Source organism: Deltaproteobacteria bacterium, assembly GCA_030654105.1.
Taxonomy (GTDB): Bacteria; Desulfobacterota; SM23-61; order SM23-61; family SM23-61; genus JAHJQK01.
Map to the genome: position 1 here is coordinate 1 of JAURYC010000112.1, position 19,551 is coordinate 19,551.

Consider the following 19,551-nt stretch of genomic DNA (forward strand, 5'->3'; position numbering starts at 1 on the left):
AGAAAAGATACTTCAACTGCTTTTTTTTCAATGACTTCTTGCAAGGGAGAGATCTGCTCGGTTCCCCGATCGATACCCAACCAGAGGATACGGGGATTGCGGCTGGAGGGAAAACAGCCAAGACCATGAATGCGCAAATCAAAAGGCTCCCATGAGGAAATAACAGGGGAAATGGCTAAAGAGACTTTTTCCAGCACTTCTTCAGGCACCGTTCCTAAAAATTTTAAAGTAAAGTGAATACTCCCTGGACGAACCCATTTGACGTCAGCTTCAACTCGCTTTAGTTCTCGTTGCAATTCCCCCATTCGGGCCTGTAAAGGCTGGGGAACTTCTATGGCAATGAACGAGCGGATTCCTTCCATGGCTCCTAACACCCAGAATTCAGCGTTCAGCATTCAGCTTTTTTTCTGACAGCTGACTGTTCATACCTGAAAGCTGATTTAGAAAATACCTTCGCACCCAGTCGATCGCGGTGTGGGCTGAAATGGTCTTGATCTGTTCCCGGTCTCCCCAGAACTGGTACTTTTTGGTAACGGTGCCCTTGGGGGTGGCCAGGGCAATAAATACCGTCCCCACGGGTTTTTCTGCTGAGCCACCTCCTGGTCCAGCAATTCCTGTTATGCCCAGTCCCAGAGTCGCCTGACTGATCTGCCGCACGCCTTCAGCCATCTTTTCCGCTACTGAACCACTAACTGCCCCGTCCTGGATTAAAAGCTCTTCGGGGACTTTCAATATTTCGATTTTAGCCCGATTGCTGTAAGCGACAATTCCCCGTTCGAAATAATCCGAGCTTCCAGGAATCTGAGTCAAGCGATGGGTGATCAAACCTCCGGTACAGGATTCAGCCACGGCTAAAGTAGATTGATGGGAGCGGAGCAATTGGCCGACGATTGCTTCCAGTGTTTCGGTATCAACCGCGAAGACCCGCCCCTCTATCTTATCCCAGATGATTTTTTCCAGGGCTTGGAGATTTTTTTCAACCTCTTCGGAAGAAATTCCCTTGACTGTAATTTTTACATGGTTTTCTGGAAAGCGAGGAAGGTAGGCCAAGGAAGCCGAATGATCTTGTGGGTTAATTCCTTTCAGACGGTCTGCAATGGTAGACTCAGTAAGACCAAAAACCTTAAGGGTGCGGGTGCGGTAGATCGCCTTTTCCTGGCTTTCTTTTTCCAACAATGGAAGCACGTTTTCGTTAAAGAGGTACTGCAACTCCTTGGGGACCCCGGGAAGAAATACGTAAATTTTACTTTTATGACGCAAGATAAATCCGGAAGCGGTCCCGAGAGGGTTAGGCAGGATCTCTGCCTGGTGGGGGAAAAAAGCTTGTTTTTCATTCGCCAGCGGCATCTCCATCCCCCTGTGGGCAAATCGCTCTCGCAAGGCCTGGAGGATGTCCTTATTTATAATCATCCGCCGGCCCAAAGCTTTGGCCGCAGAGCTGGCTGTGACATCATCGGCAGTCGGACCCAGCCCACCACTTACGATGATAGCGTCGGCGTGTTCCTGAGCCCGCAAGAGGGCATCTTCAATGTGGTATTCATAGTCGCCGATCGTTGTGATAAAGGTCACCTCAAACCCTCTTTCCGTGAGCGCACTGGCCATGTACTCTGCATTGGTATCCAGCACCTCCCCAGAAATCAATTCATTCCCCACGGTGATGATCTCAACTTTCATAACCCAGCCCCTTTCAGAATCTTCAATCTTTTTCCCCTATCTTTCAAAGTAAGCCAATGTCCATGGATCTTTCATCGAATTTTTTTACCCGGCTCCGCAGATCCATCTATCCAGCAAGGAGAGAAAGTGGGGGTGCCATCGATAAATTGCTTGCAATAAAAGATTGACGTAAACCCCAGCCACGGCATCATCGAGAACGATCGCCAATCCTCCCTTCATCTGTCGATCGATCATTCCTATGGGGGGAGGTTTCATTATATCCAAAACGCGGAAAAAAAGGAATCCCCCGACCACTGTGGTGAGAGTGCGAGGTAAAAAAGCCATGGCAATGAGAAACCCCACCACCTCATCAATCACAATTTTGGGGCTGTCCCTTTCCTTCCAAATGATTTCTGCCCGCCCGGAAGCCCATAAGGCCAAGGAGAAAGTTGCAGCGGTACTCAATAAATAAATCGGGGGGGGGAAGAGGGAAAAAAGCATATAGACTAGGATTCCAACGAGAGTTCCAACGGTCCCGGGAGCATAAGGAAAATAACCGCTGTAGCCTGCGGATGCCAACCAAAGGATAAAACGTTCCGGCATGGAAGCTTCTTTGAAAATCCGTAAGGGAAATTAGAAAATCCGGGGATGAAAGTACCCTCTTTACCTAGCGTTGTCAATAGCTGATTGGCCCTTGTCAAGCCAATTTAGAAATGTCTGGTTTTTACCAAAGTAGAAATGTCCGGTTTTCATAGTTTTGAGTCTATGGCGATTCTTTGTTCATATTGGTGTCTAGGGAACTTAAAGTTCCTCCAATAGGCATCTTTAGGAGGTATGTACATCTTTTTCGGGGTTAGCTTAGCGGGATGAGCCTTGTTTTCCTAACTTCACTTATTTTCCTCAGAATGAGGGCAAAAAAGCCTTTTGGTTTTCTGCACGGGAGATGTCAAGATCCGGGCCACAATCAAAGGTTAATTGCCAAGGGCAATGTTTTGAAAAATTCTTTTAGAACTACCCTGGAAATGACGATAAATCTTTTTAAGGTGGACTATAAACAGGCAAACTTAAAAATCTTGACAATTCCTTTGTAATTCTTATATATTTAAGTAATTAAACTGTTTTTTAGGAGAGGAAGTATGAGCGTCCGGTTGGGAGAATTGCTGGTGAGTAAAGGATTGATCACCGCCAAACAACTGGAAGATGCGTTACAAGAACAAAAAATCTCTGGAAACAAGCTGGGTTCTTCTTTAGTAAAGCTTGGTCTTATAACCGAGAAAAATCTTGTCTCTTTTTTAAGCAGGCATTACGGAGTACCCGCGATTGACCTATCCGAGGCCCAGATTGATCCTGAAGTGATCAAGATGATTCCACCCGACGTCGTTTTCAAGTACCAGGTCATTCCCATCAAGAGGATTGGTTCTACCTTGCGGGTGGCCATGAACGACCCTTCCAACATCCTGGCCATTGATGACATTAAATTTCTGACCAGTTGTCACGTAGAAGTTTTTGTTTCCACCGAAAGCGCCATTAAGGCTGCCATTGATAAGTTCTATGATTCCTCTGAATCGCTGGCGGATATCATGGATTCGATGGATGGCGCCGAGAAGATGGAGTTATTAGAGGAAAGCGATGAGGTTGACATCCGGGAATTACAGCAGGCCTCTGAGGATGCCCCCGTGATCAAACTTGTCAATCTCATTCTTAACGAGGCCATCAAACGGAAGGCAAGCGATATTCACCTCGAACCCTACGAAAAAGTTTTTCGCGTTCGTTTCCGCACCGATGGGGTACTCCAAGAATTCATGAAACCCCCTATGAAACTGAAGAATGCGATCATCTCCCGGGCAAAAATCATGGCCAAACTGGACATTGCCGAGCGACGTCTGCCCCAGGACGGGCGCATTAAGATGAAATTCGGCAAAGATAAGGAGATGGATTTTCGCGTTTCCGTCCTGCCGACCCTTTATGGAGAGAAAGTGGTCATGCGCTTACTCGATAAATCAAACTTGCAGTTGGACATGACCAAACTCGGTTTTGAGGAAAAACCCCTTAAAGAATTCAAAGAAGCCATCCACAAACCTTTTGGCATGGTCTTGGTTACTGGACCTACGGGAAGCGGCAAAACCACTACCCTCTATTCTGCCCTGGCCGAGCTCAATCAGATTACCGAAAATATTTCCACCGCCGAAGATCCGGTTGAATTCAACCTCATGGGAATCAACCAGGTTCAGATGCATGAAGAAATCGGTTTGACCTTTGCCAGCTCCTTGCGTTCTTTCTTGCGACAGGACCCGGATATCATTATGGTGGGGGAGATTCGCGACTTTGAAACCGCAGAAATCGCCATCAAGGCCGCCCTCACGGGTCACCTCGTTTTGAGTACGTTGCATACCAACGATGCCCCCAGCACGATTAACCGTTTATTGAATATGGGTATCGAGCCCTTTCTTGTCGCCTCATCGGTGAATTTAATCGCAGCTCAACGCTTGGCCCGGATGATTTGCGAATATTGCAAACAACCGATCCAAGTCTCCCCGCAAATGCTTCTCAACCTAGGCGTTCTTCCCGATGAAATTTCAGGATTTGTTTGCTACAAAGGAACCGGTTGCGCTCGCTGTAGCAATACGGGTTATAAAGGGCGGATAGCGCTCTACGAAATTATGCCCATCCGGGAAGAAATTCGAGAATTAATTCTTCAAGGGGCATCGGCAATGGAGATTAAAAGAGAAACCATGCGCTTGGGCATGAAGACCTTACGGCAGACTGCTCTGACCAAACTTAAGGACGGTACCACTACGGTTGAAGAAGTTTTGAGAAGTACGGTGGAAGATTAAAAGAAAATCCACAAAATTTTTGGAGGGGTCAGATGGATGTTTATGTCTGGGAAGGGCGATCCCGTAAAGGGACGATCGAGCGTGGAGAAATTGAAGCCGCGAATGAAGCGGCCGTCAGGATGCACCTTCGTCGGCAGCAGATTCAGGCCATCAAAATTCAGGCCAAGCCCAAGGATATTTTAAAAGGGTTCAGTTTATTTAAAAGGAGAAAAGTCAATGAGAAGCAGATCGTTATCTTTACCCGCCAATTCGCCACGATGATTGATGCCGGCCTGCCGCTGGTGCAATGCCTGGAGATTCTTTCCAGCCAGCAAGACAATCCTACTTTCAAAGAAGTCCTTCTCAAAGTCAAAGGGGATGTGGAAGCCGGGTCTACTTTCGCTGAAGCGTTGCGCAAGCACCCACGGGTTTTCAATGATCTTTTCTGTAACCTGGTGGCTGCCGGGGAAGCCGGAGGCATCCTGGACACGATTTTGAACCGTCTCGCTGCTTACATCGAAAAGGCGATGAACTTGAAGAAAAAGGTCAAAGGAGCCATGGTCTATCCCGCCGCGGTCCTCGCCATTGCCTTAATCGTGGTTGGCGCCCTCCTGATTTTTGTGATCCCCGTTTTTCAAAAAATGTTTGCCGATATGGGGGGAACCCTTCCGGCCTTTACCCAACTGGTTATTAACTTGAGCGAATTCATGCGACGTTATTTCCTCCTTGTTGGTGCATTACTCGTAATTTTTATCTTCGCTTTCAGGCGTTACTACCGGACAGAAACGGGTCACGCAGTGGTTGACGATTTCCTGCTCCGGCTTCCGATTTTCGGAGACCTCATTAAAAAAGTGGCTATTGCCAAGTTCACCCGTACCCTGAGCACGATGCTTTCCAGCGGCGTTCCCATCCTGGAGGGTCTGGAGATCGTCGCTCGCACCTCCGGAAACAAGACCATTGAGAAAGCAATTTTGCAGACCAAAGTGAGTATCGGAGAAGGGAAAACCATCGCTGAGCCCTTAGGAGCCAGTGGGATTTTTCCCCCCATGGTCGTGCAGATGATTTCCGTGGGGGAGTCTACCGGGGCCCTGGATTCAATGTTAAGTAAAATCGCCGATTTTTTCGACGATGAAGTAGACGGAGCCGTTGCTGCTTTAACTTCTTTACTCGAACCCCTCCTCATGGTTTTTCTCGGAGGGGCGATCGGGGGACTGGTTGTAGCCATGTACCTCCCCATCTTTCAGATGGCCGCCATCCTGGGCTAACCTACCTCTGCGGGCAAGGGTTTTTAAACGATTTACCCCAAGGACCGGTGGGGGAATTCATCTCCGCTTATCCGCCGAAGGGACAACTTTTTAGAAGGGATATCACTACTAAAATTGAGGAGCGATACCGGTGTCAATTTATTTAGACCATGCGGCCACATCCTTCCCGAAACCGGCGGTCGTCTGCCGCCGCATGAGCCACATGATAACCCGGATCGGCGCTAATCCGGGCCGTTCCGACCATAAATTGGCGAGGAAGGCGAATCAGGTTATTAATGAAACCCGGGAGAAGATCGCCAGGCTTTTCGCCATACCCGATGCCCAACGCGTAATTTTTACGGGCAACGCTACCGAGGCCATAAACCTGGGTCTGAAAGGACTATTATTGCCAGGAGATCACGCCCTGACCTCTTCCGTCGAACATAATTCCGTCATCCGCCCATTAAAAAGGCTGGAAAGGGTAGGGGTTAAGTATAGCCAAGTACCGTGCTCCCCTCAGGGAAATCTGAACTTTCGTTTGCTGCAAAAGAGTCTGAAGCCTAAGACAAAGCTTATCATCTTGACCCATGCCTCGAATGTCACCGGCAGCATCTTGCCCATCCAAGAGGTAGGGGCCTTCGCTCGTTCCAAAGGAATTTTCTTCATGGTGGATGCCGCTCAGACCGCCGGACTTCTGCCCATCGACGTCCAAAAGATGAATATAGACCTCTTAGCCGGCCCTGGGCATAAATCCCTTTACGGCCCGCAGGGAACCGGATTCCTTTATATAGCCAACGGTGTCGATCTTAAACCGTTGAAAGAGGGGGGAACGGGAACCGACTCAGATTCAGACGAACAGCCCGAAACTCTTCCCCACGGGTTTGAAAGCGGCACCTTGAACACTCCGGGAATAGCCGGCTTGGGAGCAGGAATATCTTTTGTTTTGGAACAGGGAATCGCAAAAATCTGGAAAAAAGAGAAATTTCTAACTCAAAACTTAATCCAGGGGCTTAAAAGGATCAAGGGAATCCGGGTTTATGGTCCTGGAAAAATGGAAGAGCGGGTTCCCGTAGTCTCTTTCAACGTTGAATCCATGGACCCGGCAGAAGTGGGTTTCCTTCTCGATGACCTTTATGACATTTTGGTTCGTACCGGCCTACACTGTGCTCCCCATGCCCACCGGACCTTGGGAACATTTCCCGCGGGTACAGTCCGGGTCAGTCTGGGGTTTTTCAACACCGCAGAAGAAATTAGAGCTTTGTTACGGGCGATCCACGAAATTACCAGGATGAAATCATAAACCACGATGAAAGTTTTAGGAATCGAATCATCCTGTGATGAAACGGGCGCTGCCGTTGTGCTGGATGCTCAAAAGATTCTCTCCAGCGTTGTGGCCTCCCAGGTGGCTTTACACAGCCAATACGGCGGGGTCGTACCCGAGATCGCTTCCCGTAAGCACGTAGAAGCCATTTTGCCCGTTATCGAAGAAGCTTTGTCCAGGTCAGGGAACCGCCTCCAGGACATTGAGGCCATTGCGGTCACCCAAGGTCCCGGCCTCGTGGGTTCATTGTTGGTGGGAATTGCCGTTGCCAAATCCCTCGCTTTTGTACTCCAAGTTCCTTGGGTGGGAGTCAATCATATATTGAGCCACATCGCAGCAGCTTTTTTATCCTCTCCATCCTTGAGATTTCCTTTTATCGCTCTGGTCGTCTCTGGCGGACATACAAGCCTCTTTCGGGTCGAAGGCCATACCCGTATGACCTTGCTCGGCCAAACCAAGGATGATGCAGCCGGGGAAGCCTTTGATAAAGTGGCCAAGCTTATGGGATTGGGCTATCCTGGAGGAGAAGTCATCGACCGCCTGGCCAAAGAGGGGGACCGCAAGGCGATCTTTTTTCCGCGAAGTTTACTGGAACCCCATTCTCTGGAATTCAGTTTCAGTGGACTCAAGACCGCTGTCCTGCAACATGTAAAGAGTTTAGGAGGAAAACTTTCCGCTGATCAGATTAGGGAAATCGCCGCCTCTTTCCAAGAAGCGGTCGTCGACACCCTGGTCACAAAGGTTATGCGTGCAGCCAAACAGGAGGCAATCAGAGAGGTTGTGGTGGTGGGGGGAGTCGCTTGTAATTCCCGCTTACGGGAAAAATTCTCCCAATACGGAAGTTCCTCCGGAATTACCGTATTTTTCCCCCCGCCTACCCTTTGTACAGATAATGCAGCCATGGTGGCGGCAGCTGGTTTCTATTATTTGATGGAAGGCCACCGCTCCAACCTCCTGCTCAATGCTTACTCCCGATTTGGCAGAAGTTCGGGATAAAGGCCTATGGCAAAAGGACCTGACTTGGGGCAGAAAATACGAATGAAAGAACGATGGGGCAGATGGAAGAGAAATTTACGCTTCCTTTACCTTCGACTTCTGAGGTTAAAAGGGAAGCCCCAAGAGGTTGCCGGTGGAGTAGCCATCGGAGTTTTTGTAGGAATGACCCCTACGGTGCCTCTGCACACGGTTTTGGCTGTCCTCATCGCTTTGATCCTTAAGAAAAGCAAGCTGGCTGCCGCCTTGGGCGTTTGGGTAGCGAATCCCTTTTTCCTCCCTTTTATCTATCTTTTGGACTACAAAGTGGGACAGGTATTAACGGGAGCCACCCCTCCTTCTCTGGCCATGTCCAATTTTTCCGTTCCCCACCTTGTCCGATTGGGGTGGGACATTTCCTACCCTCTTTTATTGGGAGGAACGGTTACCGGATTACTTTGCGCCATCCCCTCTTACTTCATCACCAAACGCATAATCCTTCTTTACCAGGCAAAACGCCGCCAACGAAAAGAGAGTTCGTGAAGCTTCGCAGGCAATTAAAAGAGTTAAAAATTCGACCCAAGAAAAGGCTCGGACAACATTTTGTCGTAAATTCCAAAATCCTTCAGCGGACTATCGAATCCGCTTCCCTGGGTCCTGAAGATATCGTAGTGGAAATTGGGGCTGGCCTGGGCAGCCTTACCGTCCCTATGGCCCAACGAGTGAAAAAAGTTTATGCTATAGAGGTGGATCCCCGGTTGGCCCATGAGTTGAGGAATCAATTTTCAGCGAATGATCCAGTCGAAGTCATTCAAGCGGATGCTTTACAGGTTGATTTTGCCCCTTGGTATGAGCAATGGCAGCAAAAGATGAAGGTGGTAGCCAATCTCCCCTACGAGATTTCCAGCCCGATGATCTTCCGGTTCTTCCAAGAAAGGAATTATTTTTCCCTTTTTGTTTTGATGCTTCAGTTGGAAGTGGCCAAAAGGGTAGTGGCGCGCCCAGGAACGAAAGATTATGGCCCTCTGAGCCTTTGGTCTCAATTGTATACTCGAGCCCGGATCGCTTTTTCCGTCGGCCCCCAAGCGTTCTATCCCCCACCTCAAGTGGAATCCGCAGTGGTAAGGTTTGAAATTTTGCCTCAGCCGAGCGTGGTAGTCGAAGATGAAAAAATTCTGCGGCAGATCATCCGTTCGGCTTTTACCTATCGGAGAAAAACCCTTGTCAATGCCCTGCGATTGGGAGAATTTGCGCACCTTCCCGCGGAAAAAATTCGTGAAGCTTTGCAATCTGTTAGCATATCCCCGGAATCAAGGGGGGAAGCGCTTTCCCTGGAGCAATTTTGCGACCTATCCAGGACACTCGCGGCGCTGGCAATCAATTGAGGTTTGCATTGTGCCAGTATCCTCATCCCCTTTGCTTAAAAAATCTGGTAGCGGGCAAGAGAGACGGCTTCCGGATACCTAAATGGGCGGGCTCTGACCATGAGCAAGAGAAAAATTACCTTTCTTTCCTTGCTGGCTCTTGGAGTTTGGGCAATCATTTTTAGGGCCGACCTTCAGCGGTCCTTCATGAACCTGCTGGTTGTAAGTGAACTTTTAAACTTCGAACAACAGGGATGGTTAGGAAAATGGTCTGCTGCGCCCAAAGTTATGGAAATTTCCTACCCTGGCCCGAAGGGGACTGTAAAGGCTGATCTTTTCCTTCCCCAAGGAAACAGCAAGCGTTCGGGAATCCTGCTCAATCATGGCGTGATCGATACTGGAAAAGATGATCCCCGCCTGAAACGTTTTGCTGAGATTCTTTGCCGATCCGGTTTCGTAGTCCTCATCCCTGATTTTAAAGGGATGCGGTCTTTCCGCATTGGACCCTCGGACATCGACGAGGTGCAAACGGCGTTTACATATTTTACTTCCTTGAAAAATTATGTCCTACCGCAATCCTGCGGTCTCTTTGGTTTCAGCTATGGAGCGGGACCAACGATCCTCGCCGCCTGTCGTCCCGCAATGCGCAATAAGGTACGCTTTATCATCGCCTTCGGTGCCTATTATGATTTGAAGAATGTTCTTTCTTTTATTGCCTCCGGCAATTTTGAATTCGAGGGGAAGCGCTATTTCCGGCAACCCCAAGAATATGGCAAATGGGTCTTTTTGGCCAATAACCTTGACCTCGTTGTTTCGACGGAAGATCGATCGATTCTGCAAAGGATTCTTCAGGTCAAACTACGGGATGAGAAAGCGCCGATAGATCATTTCATACCCTTCTTAGGGAAGGAAGGAAAAAATATCCTGGCGCTTCTATCCCATTCTGACCCCAGCCAGACGGAAATTCTGATTAAAAACCTCCCGCCGGCAATTCAAACTCAAATCGAGGCCCTTTCCGTTGCCCCTGTTATGAACAAATTACACGCGGATTTGATCCTGGCCCATGGAAAAGACGACGATATGATACCCTTCACGGAAACGTTACGCCTGGCCCGGGCCGTTCCCGATCCGCGCCGGGTATATGTACAAATCTTGCGCAGCTATTCCCACGTGGATCCGGAACGCCAGGCTATGACGGTAAAAAATTTAATAAACTTTTATCTGCCCGAAGGCTGGAAACTATTTGGCCTCGTGAATCAACTGATGAAATACCGTCAGGCGCCATCCTGAAAAATATCGAGAAGGAACATGACCTTGCGCTTGGGCCCGGGGAAGCCCCCATCTCGCTTTCCCTGAAGGTGGGGAATGCCATTCTTGATAGAATCCTGGTTCTCTGGTTTATTAAGAATCACCTTGAGAGAGTTATAGGCAAAGGATGAGTAAACTTCATCTCCATCTTCGAAAACGCCTTGAGCAAGCAATCCTAAAGCATGAAATGCTCTCGGAGGGGGACCGCGTTCTGGTGGGAGTTTCCGGAGGAGCAGATAGTCTCTCCCTACTCAAACTTTTAACCGGGCCAATGCTTTTTGTACCCAAGCCAGAATATGTCTTAGCGGTCCACGTGGATCTGGGTTTTGACGGAACGGATGGAAAATATATTCCCATCCTGGAGAAGTATTTTAAAGAAGAAGGGTATAATTATCGCATCGAAAAAACCAACATCGGCCCCCTCGCTCACAGCGACTACAACCGCAAGGCCAGCCCCTGTTTCTTATGCTCGAGACTTCGGCGAAAGGTACTCTTCGAAATGGCCAGAGATTACCGGTGCAATAAGGTAGCTCTGGCTCATCATAAGGACGACTTGATTGAAACATTTCTCCTCAATGTGTTTTTCGCCCGGCAAATCAGCACCATGCTTCCCTATCAGCCTTTTTTCCAAGGAGACTTTTATCTTATGCGCCCGTTGGCCTATATTGAGGAATCGCTTCTCAAACGGTTTGCCAGGGAAGTCCAATTCCCAGTGGGAAAGACGCAGTGTCCGACCGCAGAAAATACCAAGAGAAAATACATAAAGGATCTTCTTGAAAAATTGGAGGGAGATCACCGAGGTTTAAAAGAAAACATATTTAAAGCCATGAAGCACGTGAAGCCGGATTACTTGTTAACTAAATAGCTCATTGCGCGTAGCTCATGGCTCTTGGGTTTTTGCTTTGAGCTATGACCCTTTGGCAAGTGGCTTCTTTCGTATTGACATCCCCGGAAAAATCATTAATATGAAAATATTGATTTTCCTTTCATTTCGTGGCGGTGTAGCTCAGCTGGTTAGAGCATGCGGCTCATATCCGCAGTGTCCGGGGTTCAAGTCCCTGCACCGCCACCAAACTGAGTTTAATACTTTCGAGAACTTAGTATTTACTGACCCCTTAAAAACCCTTCTTTTTTTGGTCACTGAGTGGTCACTGGAGGAAAAGCCGCTAACCCGCGAAAGGAGATGAAAAGTGAAAAACAAAACCATCAAATTCGAGTACGTCAGCGCCTAACAGACAGGGGAGAATAGATACGAAACCTACCGGGTGGAAACCTACTCCGAAGCCAATAGAACCATGCTCTGGCTCTACCCCCACCTAAAAAACGGAGATATCATCGATATCTCAGAAAACAGAAAGAGATAAAGGCCACCCTAAAACCTCCATAATCGGTAGTGGGTCAATTTGAAGTTGGAGAGAAGAAAATACATGATAGTCCCCATTGCCGTAGCTCCCTTACGGTGGCAATAATACTTTATGAGAAAAAAATTTTTAGATTTATATTGAAATTAAAGCTTGACAAAGGTTATATTAATTCTATCTTATAATTTAATAAAAAGGAAGATTTGGGGAGGAGTTCCATGGAAGAAAAAAAGAAAGACCCCAAGGTTGATTATTCCCTCACAAAAAACGAAATAAAATTTTCCGATAGAATAAGACTACGAAGTGGTAAAAATGGTTTCCTATTAACATTCACTCAATCCCATCCCGACAGAGACGAAATTATTTGTGTATCTGAAATCTACTTATCTCCAGAGGTAGCCGGATCATTAGCATCAATTTTAATGGCGCATGTGGCGAACTATGAAAAACAATTCAATATAAAAATAACTCCGCCAGGCATACAAGTAGAAAAAGTTAAAGATAAAAAAGAAATGGAGCATTAGAAAAGGGGCAATAAAATGGATGCATCAATGACTTTAAGACAGGATTACTTGATTCGAAGACCAATCCGTGTCAAAGTGCATTTGCAAGAACCTATTCATTCAGAGTCAATGACAAAAGAATTGGACTTTACGGCCGACCTTGAAACGCGATTAATGACATCCATAAAACACGGACGATATGAAATCATTACACCTCTTGCATTAGAAATAAAATGCATAGACCATGAGTACATTGTTAAATTTTCCTCAATTGGTATATTTGCTTTTGGAAATGATCCTGACGACGCCATAGCAGAGTATGGCATTTTACTTGTTGATTACTATGAAAGTTTATTGAGGAAAGAAGATTCATTAGCAGTGAACTTGCGGAAAGAACTTGAAATACTTAAACAATATCTGAGGAAAATATAACCGGAATAAACCATGGAGCGAAGAAAAATAGAAGATCAGTTTAAGAAAAAACTAAAACTTATTAGAGAAAAAGGTAAAAAACACTGGCTTTATTACGTTTTTGACGGTAGACAATACATAGCACGGACTCAAATTAGCAGAACACATCAAACAATCAGTGAAAATATTCTTGGTGAGATTGCCGATCAATTGTTTTTGAATATAAGTGAGCTGAAAGATGCCATAAATTGTCCTATGACCAAAGAAGAATTCTATTCAACCATAATTAGAAGGGTAGGGGAAAAATTTCCAAGTTAGGTTTTAGTATTCAGTAAAAAGGCTAAAATTTCTTCAATCCCCCAAACATGATCCGTAACCCCCGCCACAAAAACCCTCGCGCCCCCTCCCTCCCCGTTTGCCCATCGTAGGGTGCCACAGGGGTGGGGGCAGGGAAGAAAGCACCCCCCACCCCCGATTGATTCTCAAGCGACGTGACATATTTTCCCATTCTGTTATCATCCCCTCAGAATTATTAGCTCTCCAATCACCTTGCTCGGGAGGAAGGCATGGGAAGGAGATTTTTAAACCCCATTTCTTGTAGGCAGAGGAATGGGGTTTTAAAAATTTACCCGAAACGAGGCAAAGTAAGAAAGACGCTCTAGAAGGAAAAGAGATATGAATAAAGCAATAGCCAGTTTGGCACTGTTAAAGGCAAATTGGGACCAAACCACCCAAAAAAAGGATTACATCCAGAATTTCGTTCCATTCATTGCAACTCTAATTCGCAAGAAAGGATACGAGATTATCAATACTGCTACAATCTGTAAAGACTTCCAGCTAGAATATGGTTTAAGCATCCCGTACCATCCAATGTTAGCAATACTTTCACGAGCGAAGATTAGCGGCTATATTAAGAGCAGGCCAGGAGGAAATTATATCCCTGTCAAAACCAAAATATTGGAGGGAGATTTCACTGATATAGCGAGCGAACAAGAACGTAAATATAAGAAGGTTATAGAAACATTCGTAACCTTTTGCAAAGAAACTTACAATGAAACACTTTCAGAAGGTGAGGCTGAAATTGTATTTATTAGTTTTCTGAAAGATCACGACCTCGACATTCTTTTTATTAATCAGGAACTCCCCACCCTATTGCCTGAGGCTAGCGCATCTATAACGCAAAGACACCTAATTAATAGTTTCGTAAGATATTCATATGAATCAGACCCTGACATTTTCAATTATTTAGTCGATATTTCCGTTGGGCACATCATCGCAAATACCCTGTCTTACTATGGGGTAGATGAGTATCAATGCGATTTAAAGCATTGCAATATCTATCTAGATGTCACCTTTCTGTTCAATATCATGGGAATTAATGGTTCTATAAAATTGCAAGCATTCACAGATTTCTTACAGGCATTGAATTCTGCGGGCGCTTCTTTTTTTATTTTTCGCCACACATATGATGAATTTCAAGGGATTTTAGAAGGGGCAATCTACTGGATAGAAAATCCATCCTATGATCCTCAAAAAGCGAGTCGTGCGGCAACATATTTCATTGAAAATGAATTTACAGCTAGTGATATTGAGCAACTTATTTTACAGGTGAACGAGAGATTAAAGGAGTTGAAAATCAAAATTGTAGGTGCCCCCGGCCCACAAGAGGCTATTGAATACCAAATTGCTGAGAACGAGTTAACGGCTATTATAGTGGAAATATATAAAAAGGCTGCCCCCGCTTTCGACGAGGTAGAAAAGGAATCCACAATTTATAAAGATGTTAAATCTGTGTCGGCGATATTAAAGTTTCGACGCGGGGAAATGCCTACCAGACTTCAGGATGTTAAATATGTTTTTATGACCACAAATTCATCTTTGGCACTTGCCAGTAAAATCTTTGAAACAAAGATTTCCCCAGGAAACTATTTTTTCATTCCGACGGTACTTACAGACATTTTTGTGGGCACAATGGCTTGGGCTCAATCTCCTGCGGCAGTCACTGAGATGAACAAAAGAAGGTTAATAGCAAATTGTTACGCGGCGTTGCAGCCTACTAAAGCCCTTGTAAAGACAATGACTGAGACTGCTGATCGCCTTCGAAGTAAGGGTATCATAACGGTTGAGGATGTGACCCTGCTTAGACAATCACGTGTTGCCCGCAATTTGTTACAAGAAGAAACGCTTGGCGATGCCAGCCGTTTCACTGATAAAACTGCGATTGATATTCTAGAGGAGATTCGCGCAGGAGTTCGTCAGGAAGAAAGGGATAAATTTAATAAGGAGAGGGAGGGATTTCAACTTAAAGAGCAAGATTTTTATGGCCAAATCAAAAAAGAGAAAGAAAAGGCCAGGGAAATAGAGCTGGCACATAGGCAAACCAAAGAAGAACTGGGTAAAATTAAACGGGAAAAATCTCAAATTGAAATGAATATCGAAGCTCTTGCCAGGCGTTTAGCCAAAAGAATCAAGGTAATCTTCACAGTATTAGCAATCGGAATGATTTTAATTGCTTTAATTTTTCAGTTTTATCCTAATAGTGCAAGCAGCAAATGGAAACTTTTCCTAACCATAACTGGGATAGTATTTTCAATCTTGAGTTTGATTACTGGTTTCAATATTAAGGGGGCCGGAGATTCATTGCAGAAATTCGTATTTAAGATAACAGTTTCTTTGTTCAAGAGAAAATCTTAACAATACGCAGATTAGATGCCAACTTATGATTTTGAATGGATTTGAGCTGGGTCATGGATAGTAGGCCGAATCTACTTTATGTGGCGATTGGTTTTAACATTACTTATTATTCTCACTTATACGAACAAAAAAAGCCCCCATTGCGGGGGCTTAATGTGGGGCGGTGTGGGGGTGGTGAAGAGGGATTCCTCATTGTCCTGTTGACTATTTTAACCAATCTGGTAATATTCGTTTAAATTAAAGGCTTTCCCGTCATCCTTAATCGGGAGGAAGGTCATGGTAGGAGATTTTTAAACCCCATTTCTTGAAAGAGAGGTGGGGTTTTTTTGTTTAACGACTTCTTCCTGTACTAAATGATTCCTGTACTAAATGATTGACATTTTCTGTCAAAGGGTGTAGGTTTCTATCAATAATCATTAAGGGCTTGGATATACTTTTTATCTCGGAACTTTTGGCGAAGTGCGGAGATTGGCACGATCTACGCGCATAAGACAGTTGGAAATAAGATGGCAGTAAAGGTAAGAGATCGGCTTTTTTGATTGCCAAGAGCGAAGAGTAGACTTGACCCCTTTTCATTGTCAGGGGGGTTCCGGGTTATGTTACTTCCTGAAATCCTGAAATCCGCAGTTGACAGATTTCGCCGAAAAGTGTAAATTCCATTTTATAACTTCTAGGAAACTGGTACCCGGAAATAAAATACTCATCAGTTGTGGCGGGATCGTAGCTGTTCCCCTTATTTTTTTGGGGGGTGGCCTCCAGCTTTTCCGGTTTTACTTTCAAGTTGTACACGCTACCTATTCATGAGCAAAAAATGGGGGTAAAATTGGGTGACACTTTTTGGGGGATGTGCACGTTTATAAATCCTTTGGACTGGAGGTAGAACTCCACCGCAATTCTCCAGGCCGCCTCCCGGGCCGATTTGTCAAACTGATTCATAGACACCAAAATCCTCTCGACCCTTTCCATCAAGATAGCATAAATCTCCCTTCGTTTCAATTTCGGAAAAACCGGTTTCTCCCCCAAAGAGAAAAACACCTGGCAGGATGTTTTCCCCCGGAGGCATGGCCGGAGACGATGGTTCAGATCATGGGCCGCAACCTCCGCACAGACGGCAATGGAATCAGGGAAACGGAGGGCTTCGGCGATCAGCTTCTCCCGCAAACATGCCTTCAGCTCCCGCTGCGACTCCTCAATCGCCCCATTATAGGGCGCATAATACTCCGGGCTGTTCAAAGGCAAAACAAAGAATTCCGAAAGAATCCCATTCACCGCCCCGTGATTCAAATTGCCCCCGTTATCCCGCTTCAAAAATAGGGGCGGACCGAACCGGCAAAACTTCTCGCTCAAATACCCGGCAATCTCTTCTCCCACGGGGCACTCTCCCGCTAAGGGCGGAAACTTATACCGCGATCCCAAATCCTGCGTATTGTGCAAATGGATTTTGCCGGCCGTCTCCAACTCATATTCCGTTACATCCATGGCCCACACCACCCCTGGCACCAGCCAATCGATTTGCCGCAGATTCCTCCGCTGACTCGATACCATATCCTGTCTCACCTGCCCAACCATCCGTGAAAGCTCCCGACGCGAGAGGCTGCCCTGATACTGCCCGTACAGCCTTGTCGCCCCTCCACTTCGCTTGGGGCCATGGTCCAGCAACCGGATCTCCGCATCCAGAGTGGAGGGATCGAACGGCTCCAGCTTCTTGGGCCCCGGGCGATTGATGAGGGAATGATTCTCCTTCCTCCGCCTCCGCCACCGGCCCAAGGTCGGTAAAGGAACTCTCACCGCCCGGCAAATCATCCCATAGGGCATCCCGGTTTTTCCTTTAATCTCCTCGATGATCTCCATCACTTCCCGGATCGCCTCTTCTCGCCCTTCTGCTTTTTCGTTTTGTTTTTTTTAGCCTCATGAAGAACGAATGCCGAAAGCAGGTCTTTCACCTCGATCGTCTTCTCCGCTAGGTACAACTTTTTCTCCAGGTCCAGTACTTTCCTCTGAAGCTCTTCCTTCTCCGCATCCGGAGGAATGCAGGGCCTCCCCGGAGAATGATTCTCCAACGCCCGGGCCAAGGCCTGCAGAGCCCGATCCTCCCACTCGTAATACGTCTTGCGCGACACCCCCAACCGCGCCGCTCCCTCCGTCGCGGTTAATGCCCCATTGCGCACCTGCAGAATGATCGACGCCCGATCCCGTGCCAACTTTCTCTCCTTCTCCATCGGGATTCTCCTTGAGGATCGCTAAAGATTTTTCTCCGCTGCAACCTCCCGCACTTCCTGGGACACCTTGATATTTTTCTGCAGCTTCTTCAATCTTCTGTCCAACCCCCTCATCAACCCTGCCTGGCCCTTCTTTTCCAATAATACGGCAAGACGGGGGCTTAAGGCCACCCCCCTCTCCACCTGTACCCGGGGCTGCAGTGCCAGAATCATCCCCTCCATCGCCCGATCCTGCCACTGCTTTACAATCCCCCACGTCACCCCCATCTCCCGGCAGACCTCCCCCGGCTTCCTCCTCTCTGTCCAGATGGACAACACCGCCTGGCACTTCTCCTCTGCCGTGTGCCCCAACCCCCTCCGCCCTCTCTTCTCCTCTGTCCGCTTCTCCAGCTTCTCCACCTTCTCGATCTTTTCCATCTCTCTCCTCCCTTTCCCGAGACCCCTCGCTCTCTTCTTTTCGGTTCACCTCATACACCAACTCCTGGGTCTTTCCCTCTCCCTCATCATCCACCAGAAGACGCAGTTTCCCCTTTTCCGCCCTAAGCACCACCGACTGCCCCTCCATCCTCCCCACCATGTAAAATGGCTCCCGCGGCTTTCCCCGAAGCGCCATCTCCAACACGTTCTCCGCAATCCCCCGCTCCATCACCTTCCGAAGTTCCCCCTGAATCTCAAAATACCGATCCGCAGGAAACAGCCCCCCGATCCCCTGGTGGGGCCGTTTGTGATTGTAATACCGCACCCAATGCCGCACCCTCTCTTGCGCCTCCTCAAAACTCCCAAACTGCGCCCGCACCAAAAACTCCTCATACACCGTCTTCCAAAACCGCTCGATCTTCCCCAACGTCATCGGATGGTGCGCCTGCGATTTAATGTGTTTTACCCGGTCCTTCCCCAACTCCCGCTCAAACCGCGTCGTTCCCCGCCAATTCGTGTACTGCCGCCCCCGGTCCGTCAACACCTCCTTCGGCACCCCATATTCCCCAACGGCCCGCCGGTACACCTCGATCACCTGATCCGCCGTCTGGCTCCGGTACAACTCCAACCCCACCATGTACCGCGAATAATCATCCACCATCCCCACCAAATAGGCATACCGACCCCCCAGGCGAAACGTGAAAATATCCCCCTGCCATAACTGGTTCGGAGTGGACCGCTCAAAAAAACGAGGTCGCGTTATGTTCGCTGAATGTTTCTTCCGGGAAGGAACAATGAGGGACTCTTCCTGCAATGTCCGCCGCACCGTTTCCGGAGAAGCACTCAGGAAGAATACCCGCTTCAATAGATGGGATATCCGCTGGACTCCAAAGAATGGCTCGCGCTTCTTGATCTCGACAATCTTCTCGCGTACCGGACCGGGAAGCTTCCGCCGACTCCCTGAGGATGCAACCTGATTCCGTAACCCCGCTTCTCCCCGCTCCTGATACGCCTTCACCCAACGATAAACTACATCTTTACTGACCCCCGCCTCCTTGCTCAACAAAGAAACCGGCAACCCTTCTTCCAACCGCAACTTCACACAACGAAGTTTCAACTCAAACCCATACCGATTCCCAAACCGACTCCCTTTCCCCTTGCTCTTCCTCTTGACTTCCTCTACACTCTCCATGGGTCACTCCCTTTCTCCCCCAAGAGAGTGTCACCCATTTCCCCCTTCTCCTCTATCTCATGATCTGGTAGTTAGCACA

The 19,551-nt window shown here is 47.4% G+C and carries 17 protein-coding genes and 1 tRNA gene; 13 read left to right on the forward strand and 5 right to left on the reverse strand.

Going from position 1 to position 19,551, the window contains the following annotated elements; translation table 11 throughout:
- The 3 genes from thpR to Q7V48_04290 all read right to left on the reverse strand — a co-directional run.
- Positions 1-395, reverse strand: a 395-nt coding sequence (thpR, locus tag Q7V48_04280) for an RNA 2',3'-cyclic phosphodiesterase (protein MDO9209953.1), incomplete at its 3' end; no start/stop codon positions are given.
- Complete coding sequence (locus Q7V48_04285) at positions 382-1,674, reverse strand: competence/damage-inducible protein A (protein MDO9209954.1); 1,293 nt, start codon at positions 1,672-1,674, stop codon at positions 382-384. The genes Q7V48_04285 and thpR, both read right to left, overlap by 14 nt.
- 84 nt (positions 1,675-1,758) lie before the next feature.
- A complete protein-coding gene (locus tag Q7V48_04290) occupies positions 1,759-2,256 on the reverse strand; it encodes a phosphatidylglycerophosphatase A (protein ID MDO9209955.1) in 498 nt (165 codons plus the stop codon).
- A 533-nt stretch (positions 2,257-2,789) separates the two neighbouring features.
- On the opposite strand from Q7V48_04290, the gene pilB reads away from it, so the two are divergent.
- The 13 genes from pilB to Q7V48_04355 all read left to right on the forward strand — a co-directional run bounded on the left by pilB (position 2,790) and on the right by Q7V48_04355 (position 15,644).
- Positions 2,790-4,487: a type IV-A pilus assembly ATPase PilB gene (gene pilB, locus Q7V48_04295; GenBank protein ID MDO9209956.1), complete on the forward strand. Its 1,698-nt coding sequence runs from the start codon at positions 2,790-2,792 to the stop codon at positions 4,485-4,487.
- Positions 4,488-4,519: 32 nt separating this feature from the next.
- Positions 4,520-5,731 carry a type II secretion system F family protein gene (locus tag Q7V48_04300; protein MDO9209957.1) on the forward strand — a complete coding sequence of 404 codons (1,212 nt, stop codon included), beginning with the start codon at positions 4,520-4,522 and terminating at the stop codon, positions 5,729-5,731.
- Between the two features lie 124 nt (positions 5,732-5,855).
- Positions 5,856-7,010 carry an aminotransferase class V-fold PLP-dependent enzyme gene (locus Q7V48_04305; protein MDO9209958.1) on the forward strand — a complete coding sequence of 385 codons (1,155 nt, stop codon included), beginning with the start codon at positions 5,856-5,858 and terminating at the stop codon, positions 7,008-7,010.
- A 6-nt stretch (positions 7,011-7,016) separates the two neighbouring features.
- On the forward strand, positions 7,017-8,027 hold the full coding sequence (gene tsaD / locus Q7V48_04310; protein ID MDO9209959.1) for a tRNA (adenosine(37)-N6)-threonylcarbamoyltransferase complex transferase subunit TsaD: 1,011 nt from the start codon (positions 7,017-7,019) through the stop codon (positions 8,025-8,027).
- A 6-nt stretch (positions 8,028-8,033) separates the two neighbouring features.
- Complete coding sequence (locus tag Q7V48_04315; GenBank protein MDO9209960.1) at positions 8,034-8,546, forward strand: DUF2062 domain-containing protein; 513 nt, start codon at positions 8,034-8,036, stop codon at positions 8,544-8,546.
- Positions 8,543-9,388 (forward strand): 16S rRNA (adenine(1518)-N(6)/adenine(1519)-N(6))-dimethyltransferase RsmA, encoded by an 846-nt coding sequence (gene rsmA, locus Q7V48_04320; protein ID MDO9209961.1) that lies wholly within the window; start codon positions 8,543-8,545, stop codon positions 9,386-9,388. The genes Q7V48_04315 and rsmA overlap by 4 nt, the downstream gene beginning before the upstream one ends.
- Before the next feature lie 99 nt (positions 9,389-9,487).
- Positions 9,488-10,657 (forward strand): hypothetical protein, encoded by a 1,170-nt coding sequence (locus Q7V48_04325; protein ID MDO9209962.1) that lies wholly within the window; start codon positions 9,488-9,490, stop codon positions 10,655-10,657.
- 145 nt (positions 10,658-10,802) lie between these two features.
- Positions 10,803-11,540, forward strand: coding sequence for an ATP-binding protein (locus tag Q7V48_04330; protein MDO9209963.1), 738 nt, complete (start codon positions 10,803-10,805; stop codon positions 11,538-11,540).
- A 130-nt stretch (positions 11,541-11,670) separates the two neighbouring features.
- Positions 11,671-11,747 (forward strand) — tRNA-Met (locus Q7V48_04335).
- A gap of 507 nt (positions 11,748-12,254) precedes the next feature.
- The gene (locus tag Q7V48_04340) at positions 12,255-12,560 is read left to right on the forward strand and encodes a DUF3467 domain-containing protein (protein ID MDO9209964.1); all 306 of its coding nucleotides are present in this window, start codon (positions 12,255-12,257) and stop codon (positions 12,558-12,560) included.
- Positions 12,561-12,575: 15 nt separating this feature from the next.
- Positions 12,576-12,971: a hypothetical protein gene (locus Q7V48_04345; GenBank protein MDO9209965.1), complete on the forward strand. Its 396-nt coding sequence runs from the start codon at positions 12,576-12,578 to the stop codon at positions 12,969-12,971.
- A 12-nt stretch (positions 12,972-12,983) separates the two neighbouring features.
- Complete coding sequence (locus tag Q7V48_04350) at positions 12,984-13,268, forward strand: hypothetical protein (GenBank protein ID MDO9209966.1); 285 nt, start codon at positions 12,984-12,986, stop codon at positions 13,266-13,268.
- Between the two features lie 357 nt (positions 13,269-13,625).
- Positions 13,626-15,644, forward strand: a complete 2,019-nt coding sequence (locus Q7V48_04355) for a hypothetical protein (protein MDO9209967.1) — start codon at positions 13,626-13,628, stop codon at positions 15,642-15,644.
- Between the two features lie 798 nt (positions 15,645-16,442).
- On the opposite strand, the gene Q7V48_04360 is transcribed toward Q7V48_04355, so the two are convergent.
- Positions 16,443-17,495: a hypothetical protein gene (locus Q7V48_04360; GenBank protein MDO9209968.1), complete on the reverse strand. Its 1,053-nt coding sequence runs from the start codon at positions 17,493-17,495 to the stop codon at positions 16,443-16,445.
- Positions 17,496-17,552: 57 nt separating this feature from the next.
- Positions 17,553-19,472 (reverse strand): IS481 family transposase, encoded by a 1,920-nt coding sequence (locus Q7V48_04365; protein MDO9209969.1) that lies wholly within the window; start codon positions 19,470-19,472, stop codon positions 17,553-17,555.
- Positions 19,473-19,551: the final 79 nt, after the last annotated feature.

Excerpts from the sequence above, each read along its gene's own strand:
- Q7V48_04285 (MDO9209954.1), bottom strand. The coding sequence starts at position 1,674 with ATGAAAGTTGAGATCATCACCGTGGGGAATGAATTGATTTCTGGGGAG.
- Q7V48_04290 (MDO9209955.1), bottom strand. The coding sequence starts at position 2,256 with ATGCCGGAACGTTTTATCCTTTGGTTGGCATCCGCAGGCTACAGCGGT.
- pilB (MDO9209956.1), top strand. The coding sequence starts at position 2,790 with ATGAGCGTCCGGTTGGGAGAATTGCTGGTGAGTAAAGGATTGATCACC.
- Q7V48_04300 (MDO9209957.1), top strand. The coding sequence starts at position 4,520 with ATGGATGTTTATGTCTGGGAAGGGCGATCCCGTAAAGGGACGATCGAG.
- tsaD (MDO9209959.1), top strand. The coding sequence starts at position 7,017 with ATGAAAGTTTTAGGAATCGAATCATCCTGTGATGAAACGGGCGCTGCC.
- Q7V48_04315 (MDO9209960.1), top strand. The coding sequence starts at position 8,034 with ATGGCAAAAGGACCTGACTTGGGGCAGAAAATACGAATGAAAGAACGA.
- Q7V48_04325 (MDO9209962.1), top strand. The coding sequence starts at position 9,488 with ATGAGCAAGAGAAAAATTACCTTTCTTTCCTTGCTGGCTCTTGGAGTT.
- Q7V48_04330 (MDO9209963.1), top strand. The coding sequence starts at position 10,803 with ATGAGTAAACTTCATCTCCATCTTCGAAAACGCCTTGAGCAAGCAATC.
- Q7V48_04340 (MDO9209964.1), top strand. The coding sequence starts at position 12,255 with ATGGAAGAAAAAAAGAAAGACCCCAAGGTTGATTATTCCCTCACAAAA.
- Q7V48_04345 (MDO9209965.1), top strand. The coding sequence starts at position 12,576 with ATGGATGCATCAATGACTTTAAGACAGGATTACTTGATTCGAAGACCA.
- Q7V48_04350 (MDO9209966.1), top strand. The coding sequence starts at position 12,984 with ATGGAGCGAAGAAAAATAGAAGATCAGTTTAAGAAAAAACTAAAACTT.
- Q7V48_04355 (MDO9209967.1), top strand. The coding sequence starts at position 13,626 with ATGAATAAAGCAATAGCCAGTTTGGCACTGTTAAAGGCAAATTGGGAC.
- Q7V48_04360 (MDO9209968.1), bottom strand. The coding sequence starts at position 17,495 with ATGGAGATCATCGAGGAGATTAAAGGAAAAACCGGGATGCCCTATGGG.
- Q7V48_04365 (MDO9209969.1), bottom strand. The coding sequence starts at position 19,472 with ATGGAGAGTGTAGAGGAAGTCAAGAGGAAGAGCAAGGGGAAAGGGAGT.